Genomic DNA, 26,169 nt, shown 5'->3' on the forward strand with positions numbered 1-26,169 from the left:
AATACTGTAAACAACGCTACTGATTTCTACACCTTATATATTTACTTTTCCCCTTCCCTACCAATGCGACGCCATATTGTCGCGGTGGATAAGTTCGTCTTCGTGGGTATAGCCTAATTTTTCGGCGATGCGTTCGGACGGGGTTTGCAGGATTTTGGCGGTTTCGCCGCTGCTGTAATTGGTGAGGCCGCGGGCGATTTCTTTGCCGTCGGTATCGAGGATGGCGACGAGTTCGCCGCGGTGGAAATGTCCGTCCGCACGGATGCAGCCGACGGGCAGCAGGCTGGCGTGTTGTTCGGTCAGGGCTTTTACCGCGCCGCTGTCGACGGTCAGGCTGCCGGCGGTTTGGACGTGTCCGAGCAGCCATTGTTTGCGGGCGGCGACGCGGCTGTGCGCGCTGGTAAAGAGCGTGCCTATGCTTTCGCCTTGTTTGAGGCGGACGAGGACGTCGGGTTCGCCGCCCCATGCGACGACGGTGGCGGCTCCGCTGAGTGCGGCGCGTTTGGCGGCGGTCACTTTGGTGTACATGCCGCCGGTGCCGACGCTGCTGCCCGCGCCGCCCGCCATGCTTTCGAGGTCGGGATGGTCGGCTGCTATGGTCGGAATCAGTTTGGCTTGCGGATTTTTGCGCGGGTCGCTGTCGTACAGGCCTTTTTGGTCGGTCAGAAGGACGAGGGCGTCGGCTTCGATGAGGTTGGTCACGAGTGCGCCGAGGGTGTCGTTGTCGCCGAGTTTGATTTCGTCGGTGGTCACGGTGTCGTTTTCGTTGATGACGGGGACGATGCCTTTGGATAACAGGGTTTGCAGGGTGCTGCGGGCGTTGAGATAGCGGGTGCGGTTGCTCAGGTCGTCGTGGGTGAGCAGGATTTGGGCGGTGCGGATGCCGTGCGGTGCGAACGCGGCTTCGTAGGCTTGGGCAATGCCGGTTTGCCCGACGGCGGCGGCGGCTTGCAGTTCGTTGATGGCGGTGGGGCGTTTGCTCCAGCCCAGTCGCTTGATGCCTTCGGCGATGGCGCCGCTGGAAACGAGGACGGTTTGTACGCCTTGTTTGCCCAATTCGGCGATTTGCGCCGCCCAGCGGTCGAGTGCGGCTTGGTCTATGCCTTTGCCGCCTGCGGTAACGAGGCTGGAGCCGACTTTGACGACGAGGGTGCGGATGTTGGAGAGGTTTTGCAGGGACATGGTTTTTCTCGTTTGTTCGGGGTGGCGGAATGGTCGGAAGGCCGTCTGAAAAGTTTATTCGCGGTTGCGCGCGTGCCAGAAATAACGCCATACGAAACAAGGGAAGGCGAATATCAGGTAGAGGCAGACTACGGTGGCGTAAAATTCCCAGTCTTGATGCTGAACCGCGCCAGCGCGGGATTCGAGAATGTAGGCGAGGACCGCGGTCAGGATGAAGCCTGCCGCCAATTCGACGAGGTGATGCCCGATATGTTTGCGCTTGAGCTGGAATACACCGAAAAATTTGGTGGTAACGAAGGGGGCGTTGGCGAAGATGAGTGCCAATACCAAAAGGATGTACATGGATGCGGTCATGATGGTGTGTCTTTCTGTTTTCAGACGGCCTTTTTGATTCAAAAGGCCGTCTGAAAAAACAATCTTGAGCTGCGTATCTTAACAAAAACGGCAGCCTCTGACACGGCTGCCGTTTCGGTTCATCACTTTACAAGGTGTTTTCCAAAGCCCTAGCGCACCAGTCAATCACCGTTTGTGGCATGATGCCCCACAAAATCAGCAGGAACGCGTTGACGCTTAGGAAGAATTTGGCGGCATAGTTGCTGCCAACGGGCTGGTCATGGGCAGATTCGTCGAAATACATGACCTTGACTACGCGCAGGTAGTAGAACGCGCCGATTAACGACATCACTACGGCGAACACGGCAAGTACGATGTATGTGCTGCCCGCCATGGCGGCATTTTGGGCGGTTGATGCGCTCAACAAAGCCTTAATCACGCCGAATTTGGCGTAAAAGCCCATCAGCGGCGGAATACCCGCCATCGAGAACATTGCCAGCAACATCAGGAAGGCAAACCAGGCATGGCGTTGGTTCAAACCTGCCAAATCTTTGATTTCTTCACACTCGATATTGTCGGTGGACAATACCATCAATACGCCGAAACCGACCGCCGCCATCAGCGCGTAAGTAATGGCGTAATACAAGCCCGCCGCAAAACCGACCGCTCCCGCCATAAACGCCAGCAGGATAAAGCCCATATGCGATATGGTGGAATAGGCAAGCATACGTTTGATGTTGGCCTGCATGATGGCGGCAAGGTTACCGACCAAAAGCGATGCCACCGCCAACACGGCGAACATCTGCGACCAGTCGTGATGCACCGTTCCCAAACCGGTAACCAAAATGCGGAAGGCAAAGACGACGGCGGCGATTTTCGGCGCCGTACCGACAAACGCGGCAACGGATGTCGGCGCGCCGTGGTACACGTCAGGCACCCACATATGAAATGGCACCGCGCCCAGTTTGAACGCTACCGCCACAACGATAAACACCAGCCCCAGTTTCAACAGCCATTCGTTGGCAAGTTCGCTATAAGACGACGCCAAAACAGTGGCGAATTCGAGCGAACCCGTCGCGCCGTACACCATCGAAATGCCGTAGAGCAGCAGGCCGGAAGCCAGCGCGCCCAAGACGAAATATTTGAGCGCGGCTTCGGCGGAGCGGCCGGAATCGCGGCGCAGCGCAATCATGGCGTAAAGCGACAGCGACAAAAGTTCCAAACCGATATAGGCGGTCAGGAAATGCGCCGCACTCACCATCACGCTCATGCCTAACAGGGCAAACAGCGACAAAGTATAAAACTCGCCTTTAAAAATACCGCGCGCCTGATTATAGGGCTTGCTGTAAATAAACAGCCCGAAGGTCAATCCGTACAACACCAGCTTGGACAGGCGCGACATACCGTCGGCGATATACATTCCGTGAAACGCCAACGTACTGCCCTGCTCCCACACTGCCAGCTGCGTAACCGCTACGATAATAACGGTTCCCAAGCTCATCAGATGGGTCAGATAGCGGTTTTTATCGCTAATCCACAAATCTGCCAGCAATACGGCAATCAGCAGCGCAAACAGCACGATTTCGGGCATGGCAGGCATTAAGTTCAAATCAATCAAGTTCATTCGCACACCTCAAATCTTGCTTTGCGCCACATGGGCAATCAAATCGTTTGCCGCCTGATGCACCACTTCGATAAACGCCTGCGGATACAGGCCCATACCCAATACCGCAACCGCCAAAATCGCCAGAATCGCAAATTCGCGGCAGTTGATGTCTTTCATATCGGCAACGTGCGGATTACCGACCGCGCCGAAAATCACGCGCTTATACATCCACAGCGTGTAAGACGCACCGTAAATCAGCGTCAGCGCCGCCAGCGCGCCCACCCAGAAATTCACTTTGACCGCGCCCATAATTACCATAAACTCGCCCACGAAGCCCGAAGTCGCCGGCAGACCCGCGTTTGCCATCGCAAACAGCATCATAAACGCCGCAAACTTGGGCATCACGTTCACCACGCCGCCGTAATCGGCGATATTGCGCGTGTGCAGGCGGTCGTACATCACGCCGATACACATAAACATCGCCGCCGACACGAAACCGTGTGAAATCATCTGGATGACCGCGCCTTTCAACGCCCAGTCGTTCAACTGTCCGTTAATGAACAAGAACATCCCCAAGGTAACGAAACCCATATGGCTGATGGACGAATATGCCACCAGTTTTTTCATATCGGTCTGCACCAGCGCGACCATGCCAATATACACCACCGCAATCAGGCTCAACACGATGATGACCGGCGCGAAATAGCGCGACGCGTCGGGCAGAATCGGCAGGATGAAGCGCAAAAAGCCGTATGCGCCCAATTTCAGCGTAATCGCCGCCAACACCATCGAACCGCCCGTCGGCGCCTCAACGTGGGCATCCGGCAACCAAGTGTGCACGGGGAACATCGGCACTTTCACCGCAAACGACAGGAAAAACGCCACAAACAAAAGCTGTTGCACGCCCAGCGGAATCTGTTTGATGTTTTGGAAATCCTCAATCGCAAAGCCACCGACTTGGTAAGACAGATACACAATCGCCACCAGCATCAGCAACGAACCCATCAGCGTATAGAGAAACAGCTTCACCGACGCATACACGCGGCGCGGACCGCCCCATACACCGATAATCAGGTACAGCGGAATCAGCATACCCTCGAAGAACACATAAAACAGCAGGGCATCCCGCGCTGAAAACGCGCCGTTAATCAGGCCCGACATGATTAAAAACGCCGCCATATATTGCGCCGGACGCTTCTGAATCACTTCCCAACCCGCCAGCACCACCATCAGCGTGATAAACGCGTTCAGAATGACAAACAGCACCGAAATACCGTCCACCCCCAACGAGTAGTTGATTCGCAAAAGCGGAATCCACTCGTGGAACTCGGTAAACTGATAGCCGCCGCTCAAACGGTCGAAACCCGTAAACAAGGGCAGCGTTACCAAGAAACCGGCAAGCGCACCGATTAAAGCGAGCACGCGGGCAAGCGGCGCACGGCTGTCCGGCCCCGTCGCTAAAACCAGCACGCCCGCAGCGATGGGTATCCATATTGCCAAGCTGAGTAGGTAGTTGGAAAACATAGTGGTTAACCTGTGGTTAAAATAAAAATATAGTTGTATGGGTTGGTTTTTCAGACGACGTTTTAAGAGGCCGTCTGAAAAAGATTGTTCAGGCTTCTGCTATTTGTCTCAAGCTAATTTTGCCGAATCTTCCAGCCTCATTCTTTCATGTAAATCTTTAATCTTATTAACATCGGTATCGTGGGATAAGATTTCTAAATTATTCACACTGGCAGTCGCATAATGAAACATATCGAATTTACGTTTTTCTAAATTCTTCGGCGTATTATCACGTTCGGCTTCAAACTTATCAAAGCGGTACAGATTACTTGCCAAATCAGAAACATTCTGTGTAATGTCCAAAGATTCAAACTGTGCCAAAACACCGGTTAATAGAGACAATTTTTCAGATTTTCCCCAATCTACACCGCGCAAAACTTCATAACGGATAAGCGGGGTAATTACAAAACGGTTGTCATCCTGCTGCAACTTTTCCGCCATATCGCTCAATACGGCTTTCCGCTTTTCTTCATCACTGTCATCATCCGCCAAATAAACCAAGTAATTGGTATCTAAAAGATAAACCGTCATTATTTATCCCCTAATCCGCCCAATTCCTGACGTACCAATTCTAATAAGGCTTTTTTTGCCTGTTCTTGATTACGCTCTTGGACGCGTTCTATCTTCTTCTTATTCAAATCCACGCCGAATGCTTCGTTGAGCAAATCCACAAAAGAAGCATTACTTGGATAGTCAATCATCTTGCCATAGACCACCCCGTCCTTGCTACGTGCCAAACGGTAGGCTTCTCCCTGCTCCAACTGACTGATGACCAAAGACGAATGCGTGGTAATGAAAAACGTTGTGTTCGGAAACAATTTTTTCAGCAGCGGTACAATTTTGATCTGCCATTCGTTGTGCAAATGGCTTTCTATTTCGTCAATTAGAACTACCCCATCAACCTCTGCAATTTGTTCTTTATTAGTAAAATAGCTATAACCCGCAATAATAGATTGAATAATCTTCACAATAGATGTGAATCCACTAGATAAATCTGAAAGCTCCCGTCTTTCACCTTCGACTTTGATAAATACTTCGTAACCAGACTTTTCTAAGAATTTTTCATCGATTCGACTATCTATTTTGTTCAATAACGAAACCAATACTTCTAACTCTATCTGACGATTATCCTCTTTTGCTTGGAATTGGTTAGCAGAGTTGGCACGTTGAATAACCCACTCTTTAACATTCGTATTCATATTCAGATTTTTGAAATTTTCTTCAGTATGGTCATGCCAGAAAATATCAAAGAGCCCATCTAAATATTTTTCCATTCGCTTTTCATGCTTCTCCAATTCTGGTATAGCAGAATGCGTATATTTAATGCCACCACGATTCTGCGCTGCCAAATAAATAATTGGCAAATCATGGGTATAACCTGAAAAAAGCGTCCTCCCTTCACCCCCGATCTGATAAACTTCATTTTCATCAAATTTTTGAGTGAAAATTAGACTTTCCACTTTTTTAAAAGGTAATTTATTTGTCTTAATGCAACCACCTTTTTCCAATGCAGATGAATTGGTAAAGAGCAAAACCGTAAACAAACATTCCAAAAATTTGGTCTTACCCACACCATTCTCGCCAATCATCGTATAAACACGCTGATTGGGCTGGAAATCTACCTGCATCGTGCCGACACCGGTTACATGCTCAAAACGAACTGTACCGTCAAACAGCTGTTTATCCATATTATCTGCCCTTCTATTTTTCAGACGGCCTGATTATCTGAAATGTCAGATGTCGTCTGAAACTCTAATCTGTTGCCGCCTGAAACCTTCTTTTCAGACGACCTCAAACACTGCCTTCTTTCTCGATCACCAAAATCCGCGCTTCGCCGCACGGATGGGCGACGTGTTCCGTACCGATTCCTGCATAGAAGATGTCGCCGCTTTTCAACCGAACGATGTGTTCTTCGCCGTTTTCTCGGTAGTGCATATCGACTTCGCCGTCCATCACGGCAAACACTTCCTCGCCGTCGTTGACGTGCCATTTGTAGGGCTGGTCCGTCCAGTGCAGGCGCACGGTAGTGCCGTTCATATTGGCAATGTCGAGTGCGTCCCATGCTCGGGGAGCGGTAAATTCGGCGGAGCGGATGGTGTGCGTGTCGGGCATTTTCGCGTCTCTTTGATTCTGTATCTAGATAAACCTATCAATACAACTTTTATTAAATCCCGTCATTCCCGCGCAGGCGGGAATCCAGAACGTAGATTTTAGGAAACCTTTTTCCTTGACAGGTTTATGCGCCGATAGGTCTGGATTCCCGCCTGCGCGGGAATGACGGCGGTCGGCAAATTCCGTATCTATCCAAGTAAATCAATTATGACCGAAATGTTGGCTACGCCCCGTCGGTACGGTTGGTTTCCATCTCCAGTTTAATGAACGCATCAATCATACTGCGCCAAACTGCTTCGGCTACTTCGGGCGACAAACCGGCCTTTTCGGCATAGGCACGGCGCGAGGCAATCACTTGCGCCACCCGTTCAGGCGCGGAAACCGCCTGCACATCGTTTTTAGGTTTCAGACGGCCTGCCTGCCGTACCAGCTTCTGCCGGCGGGCGAGCAATTCTATTAATTCCTTGTCCAAACCGTCGATGGCTTCACGGACTTCGTCTAGGGTTTGCGGTAATTTGGCTTCAACCATTCTTTCTCACGTTTCCTTTTTCAGACGACCTAAACGTCGTATGAAAATCTCATTTTTACCTGAACAAGCCCCAGAAGGTCATGCCGAGCAATACCAATACGCCGAACACCATAGCGGCGGCGTAGGTGTAGATAAAGCCGGTTTGGACTTTGCGTATCTGAGCGGCAATCGCACCGACCAGTTTGGCAGAACCGTTGACGATGCCGTTGTCGATAATGGCGGTATCGCCGACTTTCCAGAAGAAGTTGCCCAACGCGCGCGTACCTTTGGCGAAGACGTTGAAATACAGGGCGTCGAGGTAGTATTTGTTTTCAAACAAAACGTAAACCGGACGGAACGCCTGCGCGATTTTGGCGGGCAGGTGCGGCAGTTTGACGTACAAAAGCCATGCGCTCAATACGCCTGCGATAGCGAGATAGAGGACGGGCGAATGCAGGCTGTGCGACACCATCGCCAATGCACCGTGGAACTCTTCCTTCATGATGTGCATGGTCGGATGCGCGTCGGCGTTGACGAAAATCACGTCTTTGAAGAAATCGCCGTAGAGCATGGGTTCGATGGCGATGTAACCGATGATGACGGACGGAATCGCAAGCAGAATCAGCGGCAGGGTAACGACCAGCGGGCTTTCGTGCGGATTGTCGTTTTTGCCCAAGCCGTGATGTTCTTCGCCATGGCCGTCTGAATGGTGTTCGGGCAGGCTGCGCCATTTTTCTTCGCCGTGGAACACCATAAAGTATTGGCGGAACGCGTAAAACGCGGTAACGAACACACTGGCGAGGACGGCGAAATAGGCAAAGCCGCTGCCCGGCAGGGTGCTGTATTTCGCCGCTTCGATAATCGAATCTTTGGAGTAGAAGCCGGAGAAGAACGGCGTACCGATCAGCGACAAGTTACCGATCAGCATGGTCAGCCAAGTAATCGGCATGTATTTTTTCAGATTGCCCATATGGCGCATGTCTTGGTCGTGGTGCATACCGATAATGGCGCTACCTGCGGCCAAGAACAGCAAGGCTTTAAAGAAGGCGTGGGTCATGACGTGAAACATCGCCACGGAATAGGCGGACGCGCCCAGAGCCACGGTCATATAGCCCAGTTGCGACAGGGTGGAATACGCAACCACGCGCTTGATGTCGTTTTGAATCACGCCCAAGAAACCCATAAACAGAGCGGTAATCGCGCCGATAACCATAATGACCGACAGCGCGGTGCTGCTCATTTCGTAAATCGGCGACATGCGCGACACCATGAACAGACCCGCCGTAACCATCGTCGCGGCGTGAATCAATGCGGAAATCGGCGTCGGGCCTTCCATCGAATCGGGCAGCCAGACATGCAGCGGGAACTGAGCCGATTTACCCATCGCGCCCACAAACAGGAGCAGGCAGGTTACGGTAATCAACGACCATTCCACACCGGGGAAAAGCTGGATGGTGGCATTTTGTACGTTGGGCAGATAGGCGAATACGTCCTGATAACGCAGGCTGCCGCCGAAATAGGCAAGCACCAAACCGATACCGAGCAAAAAGCCGAAGTCGCCGACACGGTTGATCAAAAAGGCTTTCAGGTTGGCAAAAATCGCGCTCGGACGTTTGAAATAGAAACCGATCAAGAGATACGATACCAAGCCCACCGCTTCCCAACCGAAGAAGAGTTGGACGAAATTGTTGCTCATGATCAGCATCAACATGCTGAATGTAAACAAAGAAATATAGCTGAAGAAGCGTTGGTAGCCGACTTTTTCATCGTGCATATAACCGATGGTGTAGATATGCACCATCAACGACACGCCCGTTACCACGACCATCATCATCGCCGTCATCGTATCGACCAAGAAGCCGACGGAAAAATCCAAACCGCCCATCGTCAGCCAAGTATAGACATTCTCGTCAAACTTGGCGCGGCTGCCGTCGATAAAGCCCCACAGCACATAAGCCGACAGTACGGCGGACACCGCCACGCCGAGTATCGTAACCGTATGCGCGCCGGCACGTCCGATTTTATTGCCGAACAAACCCGCAATCAGCGAGCCTGCCAAAGGCACGAGGGCAATGATGAGATATAAAGTCATGTCGTTCATTTTGGATGAACCTTTTTGATTTAAAAATCTATGTTTGCTTTGTCGGTCGGATTCCCTAATCCGACCAATCTACTTTGTCTTGGTTTTCAGACGACCTCACGCCATAAGGCAGGTTGTCCAACCTTAAATTTTTTCCTTACAGGCTTCGGATTTTCAGCCAAACCGTGCGACAGCATTCAAATCCGATAAAGCTGCCTGTCTTGACAACGCGCCCTAATCGCTTTAGTGATGATGTCGTGGGGATCTACCAATTTGAAACCGTTCCCGCCTAAGTCCAAGCGGTCAAGGTCAGTCAGCATTATTGTATCCAAAAACACGCCTGTTTCAGGTCTACGGTATTCCACCGCAATGCCTTGACAGCCCCTTGTATGAACTTGATACACAGAGCGTATCCATGCGTATTTCACCTTACCCGCCCCACAGCCGTGTATGCAATAAGACAAACCGTCTTCGTCCAAACGTATGAATTCCCGATCTCTGCCCGTATTGCGGCGCGAATTTTGCCACATCTTCCATCCGGCAATCCCGATACCCGCACACAAAACCGACAATAAGCCAAACAGCCAGCCCAACCGCCCCGCCCATGCGAACGCAAACCACACCAGCCAAATCGACAAGAAAAACGGAATAACAAGCCAACACAAAACTAAAAGCGAACGCGGCTTAAACACCCATTGCTCGATATTCACTTGATCGGTTTGTTCAGACGGCATCCGCTCTACCCTTTCAAATCATCCAAATCGGCAACGTTGATTGTTTGTCGGTTGCGGTACACCAATACCATAATTGCCAAACCGATGGCAGATTCGGCAGCAGCAACGGTCAATACGAAGAATACGAAAATCTGTCCGGCGGTATCGCCCAGATGCTGCGAGAAGGCGATAAAGTTGAAGTTTACCGCCAAAAGCATCAGCTCGATCGACATCAGCAAGACCAGCACGTTTTTGCGGTTCATAAAGATGCCCATCGCGCTGATACCGAACAGGAGCGCGCCCAATACCAAATAATGCGTCAAGGTAATCATGCTTTGCCCTCCTCTTTCGGCTTGAGGTCGTCTGAAACTTCGTTTTCTTCCGCAGATTCGGTTTGCGGTTTCACGGCTTCCATTTTCACCAAGCGCATACGGCCTTGGTCGGCGCGCACTTTAACTTGGTCGGCAGGATCCATGCGTTTCGGATTGGTGGTTTTACGGTGAACCAGCGCAATCGCCGCCACCATACCCAACAGCAGCAATACCGCCGCCAGCTCAAACGGCAGCAGGTAGTCGGTATAAATACGGCTGCCCAAATCGCGGATGTTGTTGTAATCCGCAGGAATGTCTTTCATCAAACCAAATGCGGCAAGGTCGGTTTTCGGGTTGACCAGAATCAGAATCAGCGCAACCGCCAACAGCGTACCGACCACACCGGCAACAGGCGCATGACGCCAGAAACCGGCGCGCATTTCCTCGATGTCGATATTCAGCATCATCACGACGAACAGGAACAGCACCATCACTGCGCCGACATACACGACCACCAGCGTAACGCCCAAAAACTCCGCCTGCATCAGCATCCAAATCATCGCGCTCACGCAGAAGGTCAGCACCAGATGCAAAGCGGCATGGACAGGGTTTTTCGCAGTAACGGTACGCAGCGCACCGTATAGGACGATGGCGGCAAGGATATAGAACAGAATCGCGGAAAAAGTCATTCGTCTGCTCCTTAGCGGTACGGCGCGTCAGCGGCTTTGCGCTTGGCGATTTCGGCTTCGTATTTGTCGCCGATTGCCAAGAGGATCGGCTTGGTCATGTGCAAGTCGCCTTTTTTCTCGCCGTGGTATTCAAAAATATGGGTTTCCACAATCGCATCGGTCGGACAGGCTTCTTCGCAGAAGCCGCAGAAGATACACTTGGTCAGGTCGATGTCGTAACGCTTGGTGCGGCGCGTGCCGTCTTCGCGTTCTTCAGATTCGATGTTGATCGCCATTGCCGGACACACCGCCTCGCACAATTTACACGCGATGCAGCGTTCCTCACCGTTCGGATACCGCCGCTGCGCGTGCAGACCGCGGAAACGCACAGACTGCGGCGTTTTCTCTTCGGGGAAATAAATCGTGTCTTTGCGGGCGAAAAAGTTTTTGAGTGTTACGCCCATGCCTTTGACCAGTTCGCCGAGCAAGAAAGTTTTTACTAAATTAGCCATATTCTGTTCCCTCAAAACAGGGATTCCGTTAAATATTCAAAACTGCGTTTTCAGACGACCTTGATACGTCGTCTGAAACTTATTTCCACAAATTCAGCGGCGAAATCATCCACAGACCCAAAATCACGATATAGGCGAAGCCGATGGGAATCAGCACTTTCCAGCCTAGGCGCATGATTTGGTCGTAGCGGTAGCGTGGGAAGGTTGCACGAATCCACAGATACCAGTACAGCACCGCCGCCATTTTCACGAACATCCAGAACGCGGAAGGCGTGCCGACAATGCCCCAGCTTTGCGGGAACGGGGACAGCCAGCCGCCGAGGAACATCAGCGATGTCAGCGCGGCAATCAGAATCATGAAAATGTATTCGGCAAGGAAAAACAGCGCGAACGCGAAGCCGGAATATTCGACGTGGTGGCCGGCAACGATTTCGGATTCGCCCTCCGCCACATCAAACGGTGCGCGGTTGGTTTCGGCAACGGCGGAAATCAGATAGACGATGAAGATTGGGAACAGCGGCAGCCAGTTCCACGAGAACACGGAGCCGCCCGCGATACCCTTAGCTTGTGCGGCAACGATGTCGGAGAAGTTCATACTGCCCGACACCATCACGACGCACACCAGCGCGGCACTCATGGCGATTTCGTAAGAAATGCTTTGCGCGGAGGCACGCATTGCGCCCAGGAACGAATATTTGGAGTTGGAAGCCCAGCCCGCGATGATCACGCCGTAAACCGACAGCGAGGTAATCATCAGGATGTACAAAAGGCCGATATTGATATTGGTCAGCACCCATTCTTCGTTGAACGGAATCACCGCCCACGCTGCGAAAGACGGGGCGAGCGACATAATCGGGCCGATGTAGAACAAGGCTTTGTTTGACAGCTTCGGACGGGTAACTTCTTTAAACAAGAGTTTGAACACGTCGGCAAACGGCTGAACCAGCCCCCACGGACCGGTTACGTTCGGACCGACGCGAAGCTGCATGAAGCCGATGACTTTACGTTCGAAATAAGTCAGGTAGGCGACGGTCAGAATCAGCGGAATCAGGATAATCACGATTTTGACGATGACGGACACCACCAAGCCCACGGTGATGCCCAAATCGCCCAAACCGAGCGTTGCGGCAAAGAGGTTTTGGAACCATTCCTGCATAATCAAGCTCCCGCCAGTTCAATAGTGTCCATCAACGCACCCAGCGCGGCATTTTCGGTATGCAGCGGCAGATGCACCACGTTTTCAGGCAGTCCGGCATCGGCTTTGACCATCACAGACACGCCTGCGCCGTTTTGTTTGGCGACAGCGGTTTGTCCGTCTTGGAGGCCTAAACGCGCCAAAGTGTTCGGATTCACGCGCGCGGCAGGCACGGCGGCATGGCTGGTCGCTTGCAACGGCGCGGAACGGCGCACGATGGCATCGGTGTGATAAATACCGACTCCGCCCACGCGCACGAGGCGGCTTGAGGTCGTCTGAAAATCTTTTTGAGTCGATGCGGCACGGTTGCTCAGTTTGGATGGCAGGCTTTCCGCGTACAACGCGTCTTTCAGAATCGCGGCGGTATCGTGGTATTCAAAGCCTTGCAGGTCAAACAGGTTGCCCAATACGCGCAACACTTTCCACAGCGGACGCGAGTCGCCGAAGCCCTGAACGACGCCGTGGAAGGATTGCAGACGGCCTTCCATATTGATGAAGCTGCCCGATGTTTCGGTAAACGGCGCAATCGGCAGCAATACGTCGCACACGTCCAGCAACGTTTCGCTGACAAACGGCGTAAACGCCATCACGCTTTTCGCCTGTTTCAACGCGGCTACGGCTTTTGCGCCGTCCACCGTATCGATTTCCGGTTCGACGTTGAGCAGCAAGACTGCCTGTTTCGGCGCGTTTGCCATTTCGGCAACGCTCTCGCCTGAGTTCACGCCCAATACGTCCGCACCGACGCTGTTGGCAGCCTGCGGCAAAATACCCAGCACCGCGCCGGTTGCGTCCGCCAGCTCTTGTGCGGCGGCGTAAATCGCAGCGTAATCGGGATGGTTTTGCACTTCCGCGCCCAAAATCACCGCTGCTTTTTCAGCGTTTTTCAGGCTCGCGGTAATCGCGTTTTCCGCATCGGCAGACAGGTTTTTCAGACGACCTACCCACTCGTCGGGATGCACCGCTTCCTGAGCTAGAAGCGGCATCAACAATTCTTCCTTGCTGCTGGCCAACACGCTCAAAGCCATGCGTTCTTTGGCAGCGCGGCGCAGGCGGGCAGTCAGGAGCGGCTGTTCTTTGCGCAGGTTCGCACCGACCACCAGTACGGCTTCGTTGTCCGCCAGCGATTCGATACTTTGTCCCAGCCATTGCGCACCATTGAGGTCGTCTGAAAGACGTTTGTCCTGTTGGCGCAGGCGGGTGGCGAAATTTTTAACGCCCAAACCGTCGGCAAGTTTCTTCGCCAGATACAGTTCTTCAACCGTATTCATCGGGTTCGCCCAAATACCGACTTGGTTTTGGTTGCCGTCTTTGGCGATACATTCAATCGCGCTACGGACATATTCCAACGCGGTTTTCCAATCCACGTCTATCCACTCGCCGCCCTGTTTGATTTTCGGTTTTTTCAGACGGCTTGCGTGATACAGGCCTTCGTAGGCGAAACGGTCGCGGTCGGACAGCCAGCATTCGTTAATCGCTTCGTTTTCCAGCGGCAGCACGCGGCGGACGGTATGGTCTTTGGTTTGCACAATCAGGTTGCTGCCCAAAGCATCATGTGCGGAAACGGATTTGCGGCGGTTCAGCTCCCAAGTACGCGCGTTGAAGCGGAACGGTTTGCTGGTCAGCGCGCCGACGGGGCACAAATCGATGACGTTACCCGACAGCTCGGTTTCCACCGCTTTGCCGATAAAGGGCATGATTTCGGAGTGTTCGCCGCGATTCGCCATCGCAATTTCCTGCAAGCCGGCGATTTCTTCGGTGAAACGCACGCAGCGGGTGCAATGGATGCAGCGGCTCATCTCCTCGGCGGAAACCAAAGGCCCCATGTCTTTGCCGACGACGGAACGTTTTTCCTCGGTATAACGGCTGGTGGTTTTGCCGTAGCCCACCGCCAAATCCTGCAACTGGCATTCACCGCCCTGGTCGCAGGTCGGACAATCAAGCGGATGGTTGATGAGCAGGAACTCCATCACGCCTTCCTGCGCTTCGCGGGCTTTTGCCGAATGCGTACGCACAATCATGCCGTCTGTAACCGGCGTGGCGCAGGCGGGCAGCGGTTTGGGGGCTTTTTCCACATCCACCAGACACATACGGCAGTTGGCGGCGATGGAGAGCTTTTTGTGGTAACAGAAATGCGGAATATAAGTACCGAGCTTGTGCGCGGCCTCAATCACCGTCGCGCCCTGCTCCACAGATACCTGTTTGCCGTCGATTTCGATTTGTAACATGGTTCGTTCCTAGTTACGGGTATTTGATAAATAATTATTTACTAAATATTTGTATAAATTACTTTAGAAAGAATTACAAATTACAGTTCCTGCAATATTATTACAGATTGTTTGACGAGGAGGATTATATCCACCTCCACCGAAGCTACTTGGGCTATTTATACTGTCATACCAAGCTTTTGCTTGCATCTCAGAAATAGGTCTTCTTGATTCTGTATATTCTCCTTTTGAATTATAACAATTCAGATTGCCATCTTTATTTACACTCCCTCGCTCACAAGCTGAATCTCCGGCCATATAATAGCGACCATTAATATAGTTTGGGGCAGCAGATGCACAACTGGCTAATAACAAAACCGCCATTAAAACACCCAGGATATCTCTTATCTTCATATTAACTACCTTTCAGTTCAAAATTTAATCAAATTGGGGGATTCCCCACGATCCCTTTTGAACAGAAGATTGCACATGACAATTCATAATAAAGGCATGCAAAGGTTTTACTCAAATCTCTTCGAACAGATTGAATTATTCAAATAAAGATCGTCTGAAACCTCAACACCACTTATTCGGCTTCATCGGTCCGCCGTGTTCAATGTAATGCACAAACTCATCACGGAAATGCTTGGTAAAGCTGCGGACGGGGAAGACGGCGGCGTCGGCGAGAGCACAGATGGTGCGGCCTGCCATTTGGTTGCCGACGGAATCCAACAAATCCAAGTCTTCCATGCGGCCTTTGCCTTCTACGATGCGGTGGACGATACGGTAGAGCCAGCCGGTACCTTCACGGCAGGGGGTGCATTGGCCGCAGGATTCGTCGTAATAAAAATAGCTCAGGCGCTCAAGGGCTTTGACCATGCACACGTCTTCGTCCATCACGATAATCGCTCCGGAACCGAGCATCGAGCCGGCTTTGGAAATCGAGTCGTAGTCCATATTGGTCTGCATCATGATGTCGGCAGGCAATACGGGCGCGGATGAACCGCCGGGAATAACGGCTTTGAGTTTTTTGCCGCCGCGCATACCGCCCGCCATTTTCAGGATTTCGGCAAACGGCGTGCCTAACGGCACTTCATAGTTGCCCGGACGCTCAACGTGGCCGGAGATGCAGAACAGTTTGGTACCGCCGGCATTCGGAATGCCTTTGTCGGCAAACGCCTGACCGCCGTCGCGGACGATAAACGGCACGGAAGCGAAGGTTTCGGTATTGTTGATGGTGGTCGGTTTGCCGTACAGGCCGAACGAGGCGGGGAACGGCGGTTTGAAGCGCGGCTGGCCTTTTTTGCCTTCCAGCGATTCGAGCAATGCGGTTTCTTCGCCGCAAATGTATGCGCCGTAGCCGTGGTGGGCGAAAAGTTCGAATTCGAAGTCCGAACCTAAAATATTCTTACCCAAAAAACCTGCGGCGCGCGCTTGAGCGAGTGCGGCTTCAAAGCGTTGATAACCTTCGAAAATTTCGCCGTGAATGTAGTTGTAGCCCGCTTTCGCACCCATCGCGTAACCGGCGATAATCATGCCTTCAATCAGGGCATGGGGGTTGAACATGATGATGTCGCGGTCTTTGAACGTACCCGGTTCGCCTTCGTCTGTGTTGCAGACTACGTATTTTTCGCCGGGGAAGGAACGGGGCATAAAGCTCCATTTCAAGCCGGTCGGAAAGCCCGCACCGCCGCGCCCGCGCAAGCCGGAGGTTTTGACTTCGTCAATCACGTCGGTTTGCGAGATGTTTTCGGACAGGATTCTACGCAGCGCGCTGTAACCGCCGCGTTTGACGTATTCGTCCAATGTCCAGCAGTCGGGATTGGCGGTATCCACTTGGTCAAAAATCACGCCTGATTGGTAAATAGCCATTTTGGTGTGCCTGTTCGTTTTCGTATCGATTGCAGCCGTTGTTTTCAGACGGCCTGAATGTATTTTGTATTGTTTCCCAACCTACTTCGCTAAATTTTCTCCAAAAAATTCAGCATGTCCATTTTCTTTAATTCGTTACTATACGCTGCATATAATGGGTGTCGAGGCTGTCCGCTCTTTAAAAACTCCCCAATTCTTAACCAATTTACAGGGTACTGTTTTAAGTTTTCGTAAAGCTGTTTTAAGCAGTCGGAGAAATACGCTCTAGAATAAAATAAACCACCCCAAGCCAACAAAATATCACTAGTTACTTGTTGTGAAATCAATTTAGAAATGATTTCAACATTTTTTTGTATAATTTCTTTACTAGCTTCTTGCGGTAAATCATTAGGATTCGTTGCTCTTTGTGGATACAAATTAAACATTACAAAACTTGTATATCCATTTTCCTCAGTAAAACCCATGACTTTTCTAATTGTAGGATCAGGTTCTTTGTCATCTGCAGTACTAGGATTAATACCAAAAACAAAAAGCGTTTTTTCAGATATAGAGCCTAATACAAAACGATATTTATTTAATTCATCTGTTTCATAAATATCTATTATGTATTCCATACCATATCCCTTTTTCAGACGGCCTTTTATTTCAGTTCGGCAAGTTTCTTGTCAATCGCTTCTTCAGTCATAAAGCTGCACATGCTGTGGTTGTTGACCAGCATAACCGGAGCGTCGCCGCATGCGCCCATGCATTCACCTTCGACGAGGGTGAATTTGCCGTCGGGCGTGGTTTCGCCGTAGCCGATACCGAGTTTTTTCTTCAGGTATTCGCCGGTATCCATGCCGCCGCGCAGGGCGCAGGGAAGGTTGGTGCAGACGGTCAGTTTGTATTTACCAACCGGCTCGAGGTCATACATATTGTAGAAAGTGGCGACTTCGTATGCCTGCGCCGGCGTGATGCCGATGTAGTCGGCAACAAAGGCGATGGTTTCGGGGGCGAGCCAGCCTTTTTCGGTTTGGGCAATGCGCAACGCGCCCATGATGGCGGAACGGCGTTGGTCGGCGGGATATTTTGCCAACTCGATGTCGATTTGTTTTAAGGATTCTGCGGATAACATTATCGGTCAACCTCCCCGAATACGATGTCCTGCGTACCGATAATGGCAACAACGTCGGCGAGCATGTGGCCTTTTGCCATTTCGTCCATGCCTTGCAGGTGGGCGAAGCCGGGTGCGCGGATTTTCAGGCGGTAGGGTTTGTTTGCGCCGTCTGAAATGATGTAAACGCCGAACTCGCCTTTCGGGTGTTCGACAGCGGTATAGGTTTCGCCCTCGGGAACGTGCATACCCTCGGTGAAGAGTTTGAAATGGTGAATCAGGTCTTCCATACCTGTTTTCATTTCGGTACGTTTGGGCGGAGCGAATTTGTGGTTTGTGGTGATGACCGGGCCGGGATTGACGCGCAGCCAGTCGGCGCATTGTTTGATGATGCGTACGGATTGACGCATTTCTTCCATGCGGCAGAGGTAGCGATCGTAGCAGTCGCCGTTGACGCCGACGGGAATATCGAAATCCATTTGATCGTACACTTCATACGGCTGTTTCTTACGCACGTCCCACTCCACGCCCGAACCGCGCAGCATCACGCCGGTAAAGCCTTTTTGCATGGCGCGCTCGGGAGAGACAACGCCGATGCCGACGGTACGCTGTTTCCAGATGCGGTTGTCGGTCAGGAGGGTTTCGAGTGTGTCGATGTTTTTGGGGAAACGTTCGCAGAAGGCGTCGATGAAGTCGAGCATGGTGCCTTCGCGGGATTCGTTGAGCTGCTTCAATACTTTGGCGTTGCGGAATTTGCTGCTCTCGTATTTAGGCATGAAGTCGGGCAGGTCGCGGTAAACGCCGCCGGGACGGAAGTAGGCAGCATGCATACGCGCGCCGGAAACGGCTTCGTACAAGTCCATCAGCTCTTCGCGGTCGCGGAAGGCGTAGAGAATGGCGGTCATCGCGCCGATGTCGAAAGCGTGCGAACCGATGCCCATCAAGTGATTGAGGATGCGCGTTACTTCGGCGAACATCACGCGGATATATTGGGCGCGGATTGGTACATCGATACCGGCAAGTTTTTCTACCGCCAAGCAATATGCCTGCTCGTTGACCATCATGGAAACGTAGTCCAGCCTGTCCATATAAGGCAGGGCTTGCAGATAGGTTTTGGTTTCCGCCAGTTTCTCTGTGCCTCGGTGCAGGAGGCCGATATGCGGATCGGCACGGACGATTTGTTCGCCGTCCAACTCCAAAATCATACGCAATACGCCGTGCGCCGCAGGGTGTTGCGGGCCGAAGTTGATGGTGTAGTTTCTTAATTTATTGGCCACCGTAGTTCTCCTCACGGACGATACGCGGCGTGATTTCGCGCGGCTCGATGGTAACGGGTTGGTAAATCACGCGTTTTTGTTCTTCGTCGTAACGCATTTCCACATAGCCGGAAATCGGGAAGTCTTTGCGGAACGGATGTCCGACGAAGCCGTAATCGGTCAGAATGCGGCGCAGGTCAGGATGGTTGTTGAACATGATGCCGTACAAATCGAAGGCTTCGCGCTCGTACCAATCCGCGCTGTTGTAAACGGGAACCACGGATTCGACCACGGGGAAATCGTCGTCTGAAACCCAGACGCGCACGCGGATGCGCTGATTGTTTTTAACGGAAAGAAGCTGGCTGACGACGGCGAAGCGTTTGCCCTGCCATGCTTCGTTTTTGTAAGTGCTGTAATCGACGCCGCACAAATCGACCAAAAGCTCGAAATGCAGTTCTTCATGGTCGCGCAACGTGGTCATCACTGAAACATAGTGTTCGGGCAGACACTCGACGGTAATCTCGCCCAAAGCGGAAATGACTTTGCTTGCCTGATTGCCCAAAACGCGGCTGACGGTATCGTATAAGTTTTGAATGCTTGCCATATCGTCCCCCCTTACTCGTCCCGCGCGATGGTGGAAGTGCGCTTGATTTTTTGCTGGAGCTGCATCAGACCGTAAATCAGGGCTTCCGCAGTCGGCGGGCAACCCGGCACATAAACGTCTACCGGCACGACACGGTCGGCACCGCGCACGACGGAATAAGAATAATGATAGTATCCGCCGCCATTGGCACACGAACCCATAGACAATACCCAACGCGGCTCGGCGAGCTGGTCGTATACGCGACGCAGGGCGGGCGCCATTTTATTGGTGAGCGTACCCGCCACAATCATCAGGTCTGCCTGACGGGGCGACGGACGGAAAATAATGCCGAAACGGTCAAGGTCGTAACGCGCCATACCCGCGTGCATCATTTCCACGGCGCAGCAGGCCAAACCGAAAGTAACCGGCCACAGCGAACCGGTACGCATATAGTTCAGCACCGTATCCGCGCTGGTGGTGATGAAACCTTTTTTCAAAACGCCTTCTATTCCCATTCCAGCGCACCTTTTTTCCATTCGTAAACAAAGCCTACCGTCAGAACGACGATAAACACCAGCATAGACCAGAAGCCGTATGCGCCCAAATCTTTGAACACCACCGCCCACGGCAGCATAAACGCAACCTCCAAATCGAAGAGGATGAACAGGATGGCGACGAGATAATAACGCACGTCAAACTTCATCCTGGCGTTTTCAAAGGCTTCGAAACCACATTCGTAAGCCGCGTCTTTTTCGGCGTAGTGGTGTTTCGGACCTAAAATCGTGCCGAGCAGGATAAACAGCACGCCGGCCGCAAGGCCGACGAGGATGAATACGAGGACGGGAAAGTAACTGGCCAACATGGGTTTATGCCTAACTGGTTGACAGACAAATCTTAATATCCTGCTATTTTATCGAATTTCAAAATCCATTAAAAGGTAAATGTCGGTCAACCTGCAAAAAAATCTTAATAAATTCAATAAGTTTATGATAACGATTCTTATTTGTGTTTTGTTCCTTACTGTTTTATTTACCTCTTGCCGACAGTTCGCCATCCTTTTTGCAGGTAATGCTTAACAATCCAGAAACCCTGCCCGATTTGATTTTCAGACGACTTCCCCTATACTTCATAAGCATTTGCATCCTTTAACACCCCCATGCCTTGTTTTAAGTCTGAATACCCATATGATTTAAAAACCCACCCTCAAAAAGGACAATCACAATGAATTTCAACAACCTGCTCAACCAAATTTTGGGAACGGTTCAAAAAAATAGCAAATCCGTCGCCGACAGCCCGCTTAATTCTTTCGGCGGCGGTGCATTAGTGGCAGGACTGGCTTCTATGCTGATGAAAAAGAAAAACACCAAAAAACTGGTCAAAGCCGGTTCGGTCGCAGCTTTGGGTTATATTGCCTACAAAGGCTATCAAAGCTGGCAGCAAAACCGCAACCAACCCGAATTGCCGCAACAAGCGTTCGAACCTGTCGGCCAACTTGCCGAAACACACAGCCGCGTCATCCTGCGCACCATGATTGCAGCCGCCGCATCGGACGGGTTGATTGATGAAGCGGAAAAACAGGTTATTGCCCGTGAAAGCGGTACAGATGCAGAAACCGCCGCCTGGCTTGCCGCCGAATATGAAAGACCGGCAACAGTCGAGGAAATCGCAGCAGCCGTCGGCAACGATGAAGCTTTGGCCGCAGAAACCTATCTGGCGGCAAGATTGGTGTGTGCCGATTTATCCCGTAAAGAAATCGTGTTCTTAAGCCGGCTGTCGCAAGCCTTGAAACTGGATGACCAGTTGGTGGAAAATTTGGAAAAGCAGCTTGATTTGGCTTGATAATAAGCAGGCAGACTTAAAAATATAAAGAAGGTCGTCTGAAAACCCATGTTTCAGTTTTCAGACGACCTTTTCCTTTCCGTCGGCGTTATTGCGTTTGCGTGGCTTTCTGTTTTTCCGCTTCTTCGATTTTTCGGTCGTTTTCGTAATCCGAACGGAAGAGCCTGTCGAAACGGATGGTGTATTTCAACTCGCCGCCGTATGAACGGCTGCCGACGCGGGCGACGGCTTGGATGGCGCGGGTGAGCTGGTACACGAGCTTGACGGACTGCTCGGCACTGGAAATACCGTATTCGTAACCTGCGTAGAGGTTGTTGGTAATCTGTTTGCCGACGGTCAGCACTTGTTCGGCGGGGTTGAGTTCGCCGGTTTGGGCGTTGCGGCTGCGTTGGCTGGTGATGCCCAAATCGTCCACCAGTCCGAGCCTGTCGTTGACTTGTCCGGCAAGGAGCGCGCCTGCCGCTGCGGAAAGTGCGGCATTGTCGCCGTCGCTGCCGCTGCTGGCGCGGTTGAGGATGAGCCAGGAGAGCTTGTCTTTTTCGCTCATCGCCTCTTTGGCAACAAGGGTTACGCGCGGATTGGAGAGGCTGCCGAGGACTTCGACGCCCGCACCGACGGGGGAAAGGCGGCGTTCGGCGCGGATGTTCAGGTTGGGGTTGTTGAGCGGGCCGACGAAAGAAACCGTACCTTTGGTGATGTCGAGGTCTTGTCCGTAGGCTTTGTAACGGCCTTTAACGACTTTAACCGTACCGACGCCTTGGATGGCTTCGCCCGGGCGGGAAGTGATGGTCAGCTTGCCGCCTATGGTGATGTCTGCACCATAACCGACGAAACGGATGTTGTCGTTGAGGTTGAGCGTCAGGTTGAGGCTGATAGGCGTTACGGCGGCGGTTTGTTTTTTCTCTTCGCCCAACACGACGACATCGTCGTCCAACGAGGGCATGGAGGATTTTTGCGAACCGAACATACCGTAGTCGCTGCCCAACGTACCGTTGAGGATGAAGCCTCTGGCTTGGTTGTATTGCACTTTCGCGCTGCCGGAGAGGCGCAGGCGGCGGTTCGGACGGGAGAGGGTGTCGTATTTGTCGAAGACGACATCTACGTCAACATCCGGATCGGCGTTGGCAAGGTTGACGGAGCCTTTCAGCTCGAGCGTACCGCCTTTGTGGAACTTGAGGCTGTCGATAATCCAGCGTTGTCCCTGCAAATGGGAACGTAAAACGCCGTTGTCGAGGATGAGGCCTTGGGTTTGGTTGCGGTAGTAGAGGTTTTCGCCGTTGAGTGTACCGGAAAGCTGGGGATCGCTGACGCGTCCGCCAAGGCTGACGGCGGCATTCAGACGACCTTTGACGGTTTGTCCGACGGGCAAGAAGTTGCGGAAGACTTCGAGGTCGGCGACGTTGAGGTTGAGTTTGCCGCTCAAAGGCGCGGTGTCCACGCTGGCGCCCTGTCCGATGTTGACCGTACCTTCGGCAGTGCCGTAGTTGCTGGTGCCGTTCAAGGTGGCGGCGATGGTGGGCGAACCGACGCGCCCGCCTATGGTGGCGGCGGCGTTCAGACGACCTGTAATGCCTTGCGCGGTGGCGGGCAGGAAGGTTTTGATTGCGCCCAAGTCGGGGACGTTGAGGTTGATTTTGCCGCTGACCGGCGCGTTGGCGATTTTGTTGCCGAACTGCTGGCTGATGCCCAAAACGGCGTTGACGCTGCCGAAACGGGTGCTGCCGTCAAGCGTGCTGTCGATGCGGCCGTTTTGGAAACGGGTGCGCAGGACGAGCGCGCTCAAACCCAAGGGCATTTGTTTTTTCGGGTCTTTGTTCGGCAGGATGATGTCGCCGCTTTGGCGGTTGATGTTGAGGTAGCCGCGGGCATTTTGGCGGTACGCCAAATCCCAATCGCCGCCGAGTACCAAGTTGTGTTCGACGGGGATTTTGACGAAGTTTTGCAGTTCGGTGATGTGCAGGCTTTGCGCACTGCCCTTGCTGGTGATGCCGGTCTTTTTGTCCCAAACGAAGTTTTGCAGGTTGAGGCTGCCGCCCATCACGCTCCAGCGCGCCGCGCTCATGGAAACGCGCTCCGCGCCTGCTTCGAGGTTCATGCGGTTTTGCAGTTTGAGGTTGAACGCGCCGCCGATGTCGAGTGTGTCCACGCTGCCTTTCCACTGATTGAAGTCTTTGTTCAGACCGCCCGCCGCGTTGATTTCGAGTTTGTAAGGTTTGCCGTCCAACGCCATGCTGCTGCTGCCGTGTATGCGGTGTTGTGCGCCCGTGCCGTTGAGGGACAGGTCGACCGCATCGATGACGGTCGCGCCGCCGGAAAGGGCGATGTGGCTGCCTTTGATGTCGGCGGCAAGCGGACGGTTGATGTCGGGCGTGCCTTTGAGTTTGAAGTCAAGCATACGGATGTTGACGGCATCGCCGACTCGCAGGGCGCGCGCCTCACCGGAGAGGTCGGCTTCGTAGGTTTTCAGCCCGCCCTTGAGGTCGCCTGAAATGTAGCCGCGCGTATTGAGCAGTCCGCCCAGTCCGAAACCGAAACGGGAAAGGTCGGGGGCGGTGATGTCGATATTGAGGCGGTCGCCTTTTTTGCCGAAGCTGCCGTTGGTTTTGACAATATTGTTGCCCAAACGCAGGTCGGTCAGCGCGCGCGGGAGGTGTCCGGATTCGTAAACGACGTCGGCTTTGCCGCTGAGGGGGACGTTGTTTAACGTACTCGGCGCAAACTGCATTTTGCCGGCGAATTTTTCTTTCGCCAGTTCGCCTGAAAGATTGATGGTGCCGTTGACGCTGCCGGCGGGCAGTTTTGAGTCGAGGCGGGACGGATTGAACGCCTTGCTGGAAACATCGAGCTTGAGCAGGCGGTCTTTGAAGAGTTCGAGCGAACCTTGCGCCGTCAGTTCGCCACCGTTTTGCGGTGCGACGCGGACGCGGTCGAGTTTGAGGGTGCGCTGCCCGTGTTGTCTGTCGGTAACGAATGACAGCAGGCCGGAGAGTTGTGCGCTGCCGCTTTCAAGATTCCAATCGATATCAGGCGATGCAGTTTCGCCCTTGACACCGATAAACCCGTTCCACTGACCGGCAACATTGGTACGGACGAGGTCGTCTGAAACAAGGTTGTTCACATTAATCTTGAGCGCAAGCGCGTTTTTCACCGTATCGACCGTACCGGCAACATTGAACGAACCTTCCTCCAACAGCCCGATTTCAGACTCTTGGACAGTTACCACGCCGTTGTCGTTAATCGTGAAGTCCGCCAAAATATTGCGCACCGGAATGGCTTTTTCATCGGCAAAACCCGCCGCCTTGTTTTCCAAGTCGAGCGAACCGTCCAGCGCGATACCGTGCGTAAACGAAGGCACGACGGTCGCGTCAAACGTCAGGTTTGCCTTGGGCAGCGACGGCAGGAAAGCGGTCGGGTTGATATTGAAACCCTTGATCAGCACCTCGCCGATCATCTTGTCCAGCGAAGCTGCAAACGGATGCACCGTAGATTTCGCCGACAAATGCACATCGTCGCCGTCCAGCAGGATTTCAGTCTGCACGTCCTGCAAGCTGCCCCACAGACGCGCCTTACCCTCTATCGTCTCGCCTTCCAGCTCGCCCTTCGTCTGAATCGTCGTATTGAGCGCAAACGGCTTCTCCAGCCCGACCACCGCCGAACCCGTCGAATTGCTCCACGGCGTATCGAGGGTTTTCAAATCCAAGCGGTGTTCTTTCTGATCGTAATGGTATGCCGCATTCAGATGGTCGAGATAGGCCGTCTGCTTGTCAAAATTTTTGCCCACACTGAGCCTGCCCGTCTCAAAACGGTCGATAAACACCAACACAGGCAAATCAATGCTCTCAGGCAGCCCTTTGGACGGCTTTTTCTCTTTCGGCGGCGTCGGCTTCGGCACGACCGCAATATCGCCCGCCACAATTTCAGTAATGTGCAGGCTGCGCTGAAACAGCTCGGACGGCTTCCAATCAAAACGGAACGCGCTGATTTTCACATCCGCCCCATCCGTTTCAATCATCCACTTATCGCCGTGAAAACCCTTGACCAGCGTACCTTCCAGCGTTTCCGACGCAATCTTCACGCCAAACCACGACGGAATCTTGTACAAACCGAAACGCAAACCCGATTCCGTCCCCACCAGCCAGCCGATAAAGCCCGCCAGCGCGCACACCAGCACAACCAACGTCAGCAACAGACCCCGCAACCAGCGTCTCTTGCGCTTGGGCGGGGTGGGTTGTGTTTCAGACGGCGTAGGCACACTGTTTGGCGTTTCTTGGGCTTCTTGGACTGCTGTTTCGGACATCTTGGCTTTCTTGTATGACTTAACGGCTTCTCAGGACTCCGCCGCACCCGACGGAATCGGCTTTTCAGACGACCCCATATCAGGACAGGCCGTCTGAAAAAGGATAATCATATCCCATTGCAGCGAATTGTGCTTGGGAAAGACAGCATTTCAGGTTTCAGACGACCCCATATGCCCGAACGTCATACTCAAAGCGGTAAAATGCCAACAAATGTATAGTGGATTAACTTTAAACCAGTACG

Annotated in this window: 25 protein-coding genes; 1 reads left to right on the forward strand and 24 read right to left on the reverse strand. The window is 52.6% G+C overall.

What is annotated here, in order from left to right; translation table 11 throughout:
• Positions 1-57: 57 nt before the first annotated feature.
• From proB to HMPREF3066_RS09790, 23 genes are all read right to left on the reverse strand, one after another.
• Positions 58-1,182 carry a glutamate 5-kinase gene (gene proB, locus HMPREF3066_RS09685; protein WP_070442548.1) on the reverse strand — a complete coding sequence of 375 codons (1,125 nt, stop codon included), beginning with the start codon at positions 1,180-1,182 and terminating at the stop codon, positions 58-60.
• A gap of 54 nt (positions 1,183-1,236) precedes the next feature.
• Positions 1,237-1,536, reverse strand: coding sequence for a DUF2818 family protein (locus HMPREF3066_RS09690; protein ID WP_039404497.1), 300 nt, complete (start codon positions 1,534-1,536; stop codon positions 1,237-1,239).
• Between the two features lie 127 nt (positions 1,537-1,663).
• Positions 1,664-3,139 carry an NADH-quinone oxidoreductase subunit NuoN gene (gene nuoN / locus HMPREF3066_RS09695; RefSeq protein ID WP_070442551.1) on the reverse strand — a complete coding sequence of 492 codons (1,476 nt, stop codon included), beginning with the start codon at positions 3,137-3,139 and terminating at the stop codon, positions 1,664-1,666.
• 9 nt (positions 3,140-3,148) lie between these two features.
• Positions 3,149-4,645 carry an NADH-quinone oxidoreductase subunit M gene (locus tag HMPREF3066_RS09700; protein WP_060974819.1) on the reverse strand — a complete coding sequence of 499 codons (1,497 nt, stop codon included), beginning with the start codon at positions 4,643-4,645 and terminating at the stop codon, positions 3,149-3,151.
• 108 nt (positions 4,646-4,753) lie between these two features.
• Complete coding sequence (locus HMPREF3066_RS09705) at positions 4,754-5,215, reverse strand: type II toxin-antitoxin system VapC family toxin (RefSeq protein WP_070442554.1); 462 nt, start codon at positions 5,213-5,215, stop codon at positions 4,754-4,756.
• Positions 5,215-6,372 carry an AAA family ATPase gene (locus HMPREF3066_RS09710; RefSeq protein WP_070442557.1) on the reverse strand — a complete coding sequence of 386 codons (1,158 nt, stop codon included), beginning with the start codon at positions 6,370-6,372 and terminating at the stop codon, positions 5,215-5,217. Before HMPREF3066_RS09710 ends, HMPREF3066_RS09705 begins: the two co-directional genes overlap by 1 nt.
• A 103-nt stretch (positions 6,373-6,475) precedes the next feature.
• Entirely contained in the window at positions 6,476-6,796 is a 321-nt protein-coding gene (locus tag HMPREF3066_RS09715; protein WP_070442560.1) for a cupin domain-containing protein, read from the reverse strand.
• 223 nt (positions 6,797-7,019) lie between these two features.
• Positions 7,020-7,325: a chorismate mutase gene (locus tag HMPREF3066_RS09720; protein ID WP_070442563.1), complete on the reverse strand. Its 306-nt coding sequence runs from the start codon at positions 7,323-7,325 to the stop codon at positions 7,020-7,022.
• A 55-nt stretch (positions 7,326-7,380) separates the two neighbouring features.
• Entirely contained in the window at positions 7,381-9,405 is a 2,025-nt protein-coding gene (gene nuoL, locus HMPREF3066_RS09725; RefSeq protein WP_070442567.1) for an NADH-quinone oxidoreductase subunit L, read from the reverse strand.
• A 176-nt stretch (positions 9,406-9,581) separates the two neighbouring features.
• A complete protein-coding gene (locus tag HMPREF3066_RS09730; RefSeq protein ID WP_070442570.1) occupies positions 9,582-10,118 on the reverse strand; it encodes a hypothetical protein in 537 nt (178 codons plus the stop codon).
• 5 nt (positions 10,119-10,123) lie between these two features.
• A complete protein-coding gene (gene nuoK / locus HMPREF3066_RS09735) occupies positions 10,124-10,429 on the reverse strand; it encodes an NADH-quinone oxidoreductase subunit NuoK (protein WP_049231377.1) in 306 nt (101 codons plus the stop codon).
• Positions 10,426-11,097 (reverse strand): NADH-quinone oxidoreductase subunit J, encoded by a 672-nt coding sequence (locus tag HMPREF3066_RS09740; RefSeq protein ID WP_039404433.1) that lies wholly within the window; start codon positions 11,095-11,097, stop codon positions 10,426-10,428. The genes nuoK and HMPREF3066_RS09740 overlap by 4 nt, the downstream gene beginning before the upstream one ends.
• An 11-nt stretch (positions 11,098-11,108) precedes the next feature.
• A complete protein-coding gene (gene nuoI, locus HMPREF3066_RS09745; RefSeq protein WP_002216341.1) occupies positions 11,109-11,588 on the reverse strand; it encodes an NADH-quinone oxidoreductase subunit NuoI in 480 nt (159 codons plus the stop codon).
• A 79-nt stretch (positions 11,589-11,667) separates the two neighbouring features.
• On the reverse strand, positions 11,668-12,744 hold the full coding sequence (nuoH, locus tag HMPREF3066_RS09750) for an NADH-quinone oxidoreductase subunit NuoH (RefSeq protein ID WP_070442573.1): 1,077 nt from the start codon (positions 12,742-12,744) through the stop codon (positions 11,668-11,670).
• A gap of 2 nt (positions 12,745-12,746) precedes the next feature.
• Positions 12,747-15,008, reverse strand: a complete 2,262-nt coding sequence (nuoG, locus tag HMPREF3066_RS09755) for an NADH-quinone oxidoreductase subunit NuoG (protein WP_070442576.1) — start codon at positions 15,006-15,008, stop codon at positions 12,747-12,749.
• A gap of 63 nt (positions 15,009-15,071) precedes the next feature.
• Complete coding sequence (locus tag HMPREF3066_RS12940) at positions 15,072-15,401, reverse strand: hypothetical protein (RefSeq protein WP_134814533.1); 330 nt, start codon at positions 15,399-15,401, stop codon at positions 15,072-15,074.
• 162 nt (positions 15,402-15,563) lie between these two features.
• On the reverse strand, positions 15,564-16,859 hold the full coding sequence (gene nuoF, locus HMPREF3066_RS09760) for an NADH-quinone oxidoreductase subunit NuoF (RefSeq protein ID WP_003776111.1): 1,296 nt from the start codon (positions 16,857-16,859) through the stop codon (positions 15,564-15,566).
• An 89-nt stretch (positions 16,860-16,948) separates the two neighbouring features.
• A complete protein-coding gene (locus tag HMPREF3066_RS09765) occupies positions 16,949-17,473 on the reverse strand; it encodes a DUF1643 domain-containing protein (protein ID WP_070442579.1) in 525 nt (174 codons plus the stop codon).
• Between the two features lie 26 nt (positions 17,474-17,499).
• Positions 17,500-17,973 carry an NADH-quinone oxidoreductase subunit NuoE gene (nuoE, locus tag HMPREF3066_RS09770; RefSeq protein WP_003686707.1) on the reverse strand — a complete coding sequence of 158 codons (474 nt, stop codon included), beginning with the start codon at positions 17,971-17,973 and terminating at the stop codon, positions 17,500-17,502.
• Positions 17,973-19,229 carry an NADH dehydrogenase (quinone) subunit D gene (gene nuoD / locus HMPREF3066_RS09775; RefSeq protein ID WP_009310869.1) on the reverse strand — a complete coding sequence of 419 codons (1,257 nt, stop codon included), beginning with the start codon at positions 19,227-19,229 and terminating at the stop codon, positions 17,973-17,975. The genes nuoE and nuoD overlap by 1 nt, the downstream gene beginning before the upstream one ends.
• On the reverse strand, positions 19,219-19,812 hold the full coding sequence (locus HMPREF3066_RS09780) for an NADH-quinone oxidoreductase subunit C (protein ID WP_019270812.1): 594 nt from the start codon (positions 19,810-19,812) through the stop codon (positions 19,219-19,221). The genes nuoD and HMPREF3066_RS09780 overlap by 11 nt, the downstream gene beginning before the upstream one ends.
• A gap of 11 nt (positions 19,813-19,823) precedes the next feature.
• Positions 19,824-20,306 (reverse strand): NuoB/complex I 20 kDa subunit family protein, encoded by a 483-nt coding sequence (locus HMPREF3066_RS09785; RefSeq protein WP_003677002.1) that lies wholly within the window; start codon positions 20,304-20,306, stop codon positions 19,824-19,826.
• Positions 20,297-20,653, reverse strand: a complete 357-nt coding sequence (locus HMPREF3066_RS09790; RefSeq protein ID WP_003741940.1) for an NADH-quinone oxidoreductase subunit A — start codon at positions 20,651-20,653, stop codon at positions 20,297-20,299. Before HMPREF3066_RS09790 ends, HMPREF3066_RS09785 begins: the two co-directional genes overlap by 10 nt.
• A gap of 359 nt (positions 20,654-21,012) precedes the next feature.
• Between HMPREF3066_RS09790 and HMPREF3066_RS09795 the strand changes: the two genes are divergently transcribed.
• On the forward strand, positions 21,013-21,630 hold the full coding sequence (locus tag HMPREF3066_RS09795; protein ID WP_060975565.1) for a tellurite resistance TerB family protein: 618 nt from the start codon (positions 21,013-21,015) through the stop codon (positions 21,628-21,630).
• 88 nt (positions 21,631-21,718) lie between these two features.
• Here HMPREF3066_RS09795 and HMPREF3066_RS09800 read toward each other — a convergent pair whose 3' ends face one another.
• Complete coding sequence (locus HMPREF3066_RS09800; RefSeq protein ID WP_070442582.1) at positions 21,719-25,927, reverse strand: translocation/assembly module TamB domain-containing protein; 4,209 nt, start codon at positions 25,925-25,927, stop codon at positions 21,719-21,721.
• Positions 25,928-26,169: the final 242 nt, after the last annotated feature.

It is taken from the genome of Neisseria sp. HMSC03D10, from assembly GCF_001807625.1.
GTDB lineage: Bacteria > Pseudomonadota > Gammaproteobacteria > Burkholderiales > Neisseriaceae > Neisseria > Neisseria mucosa.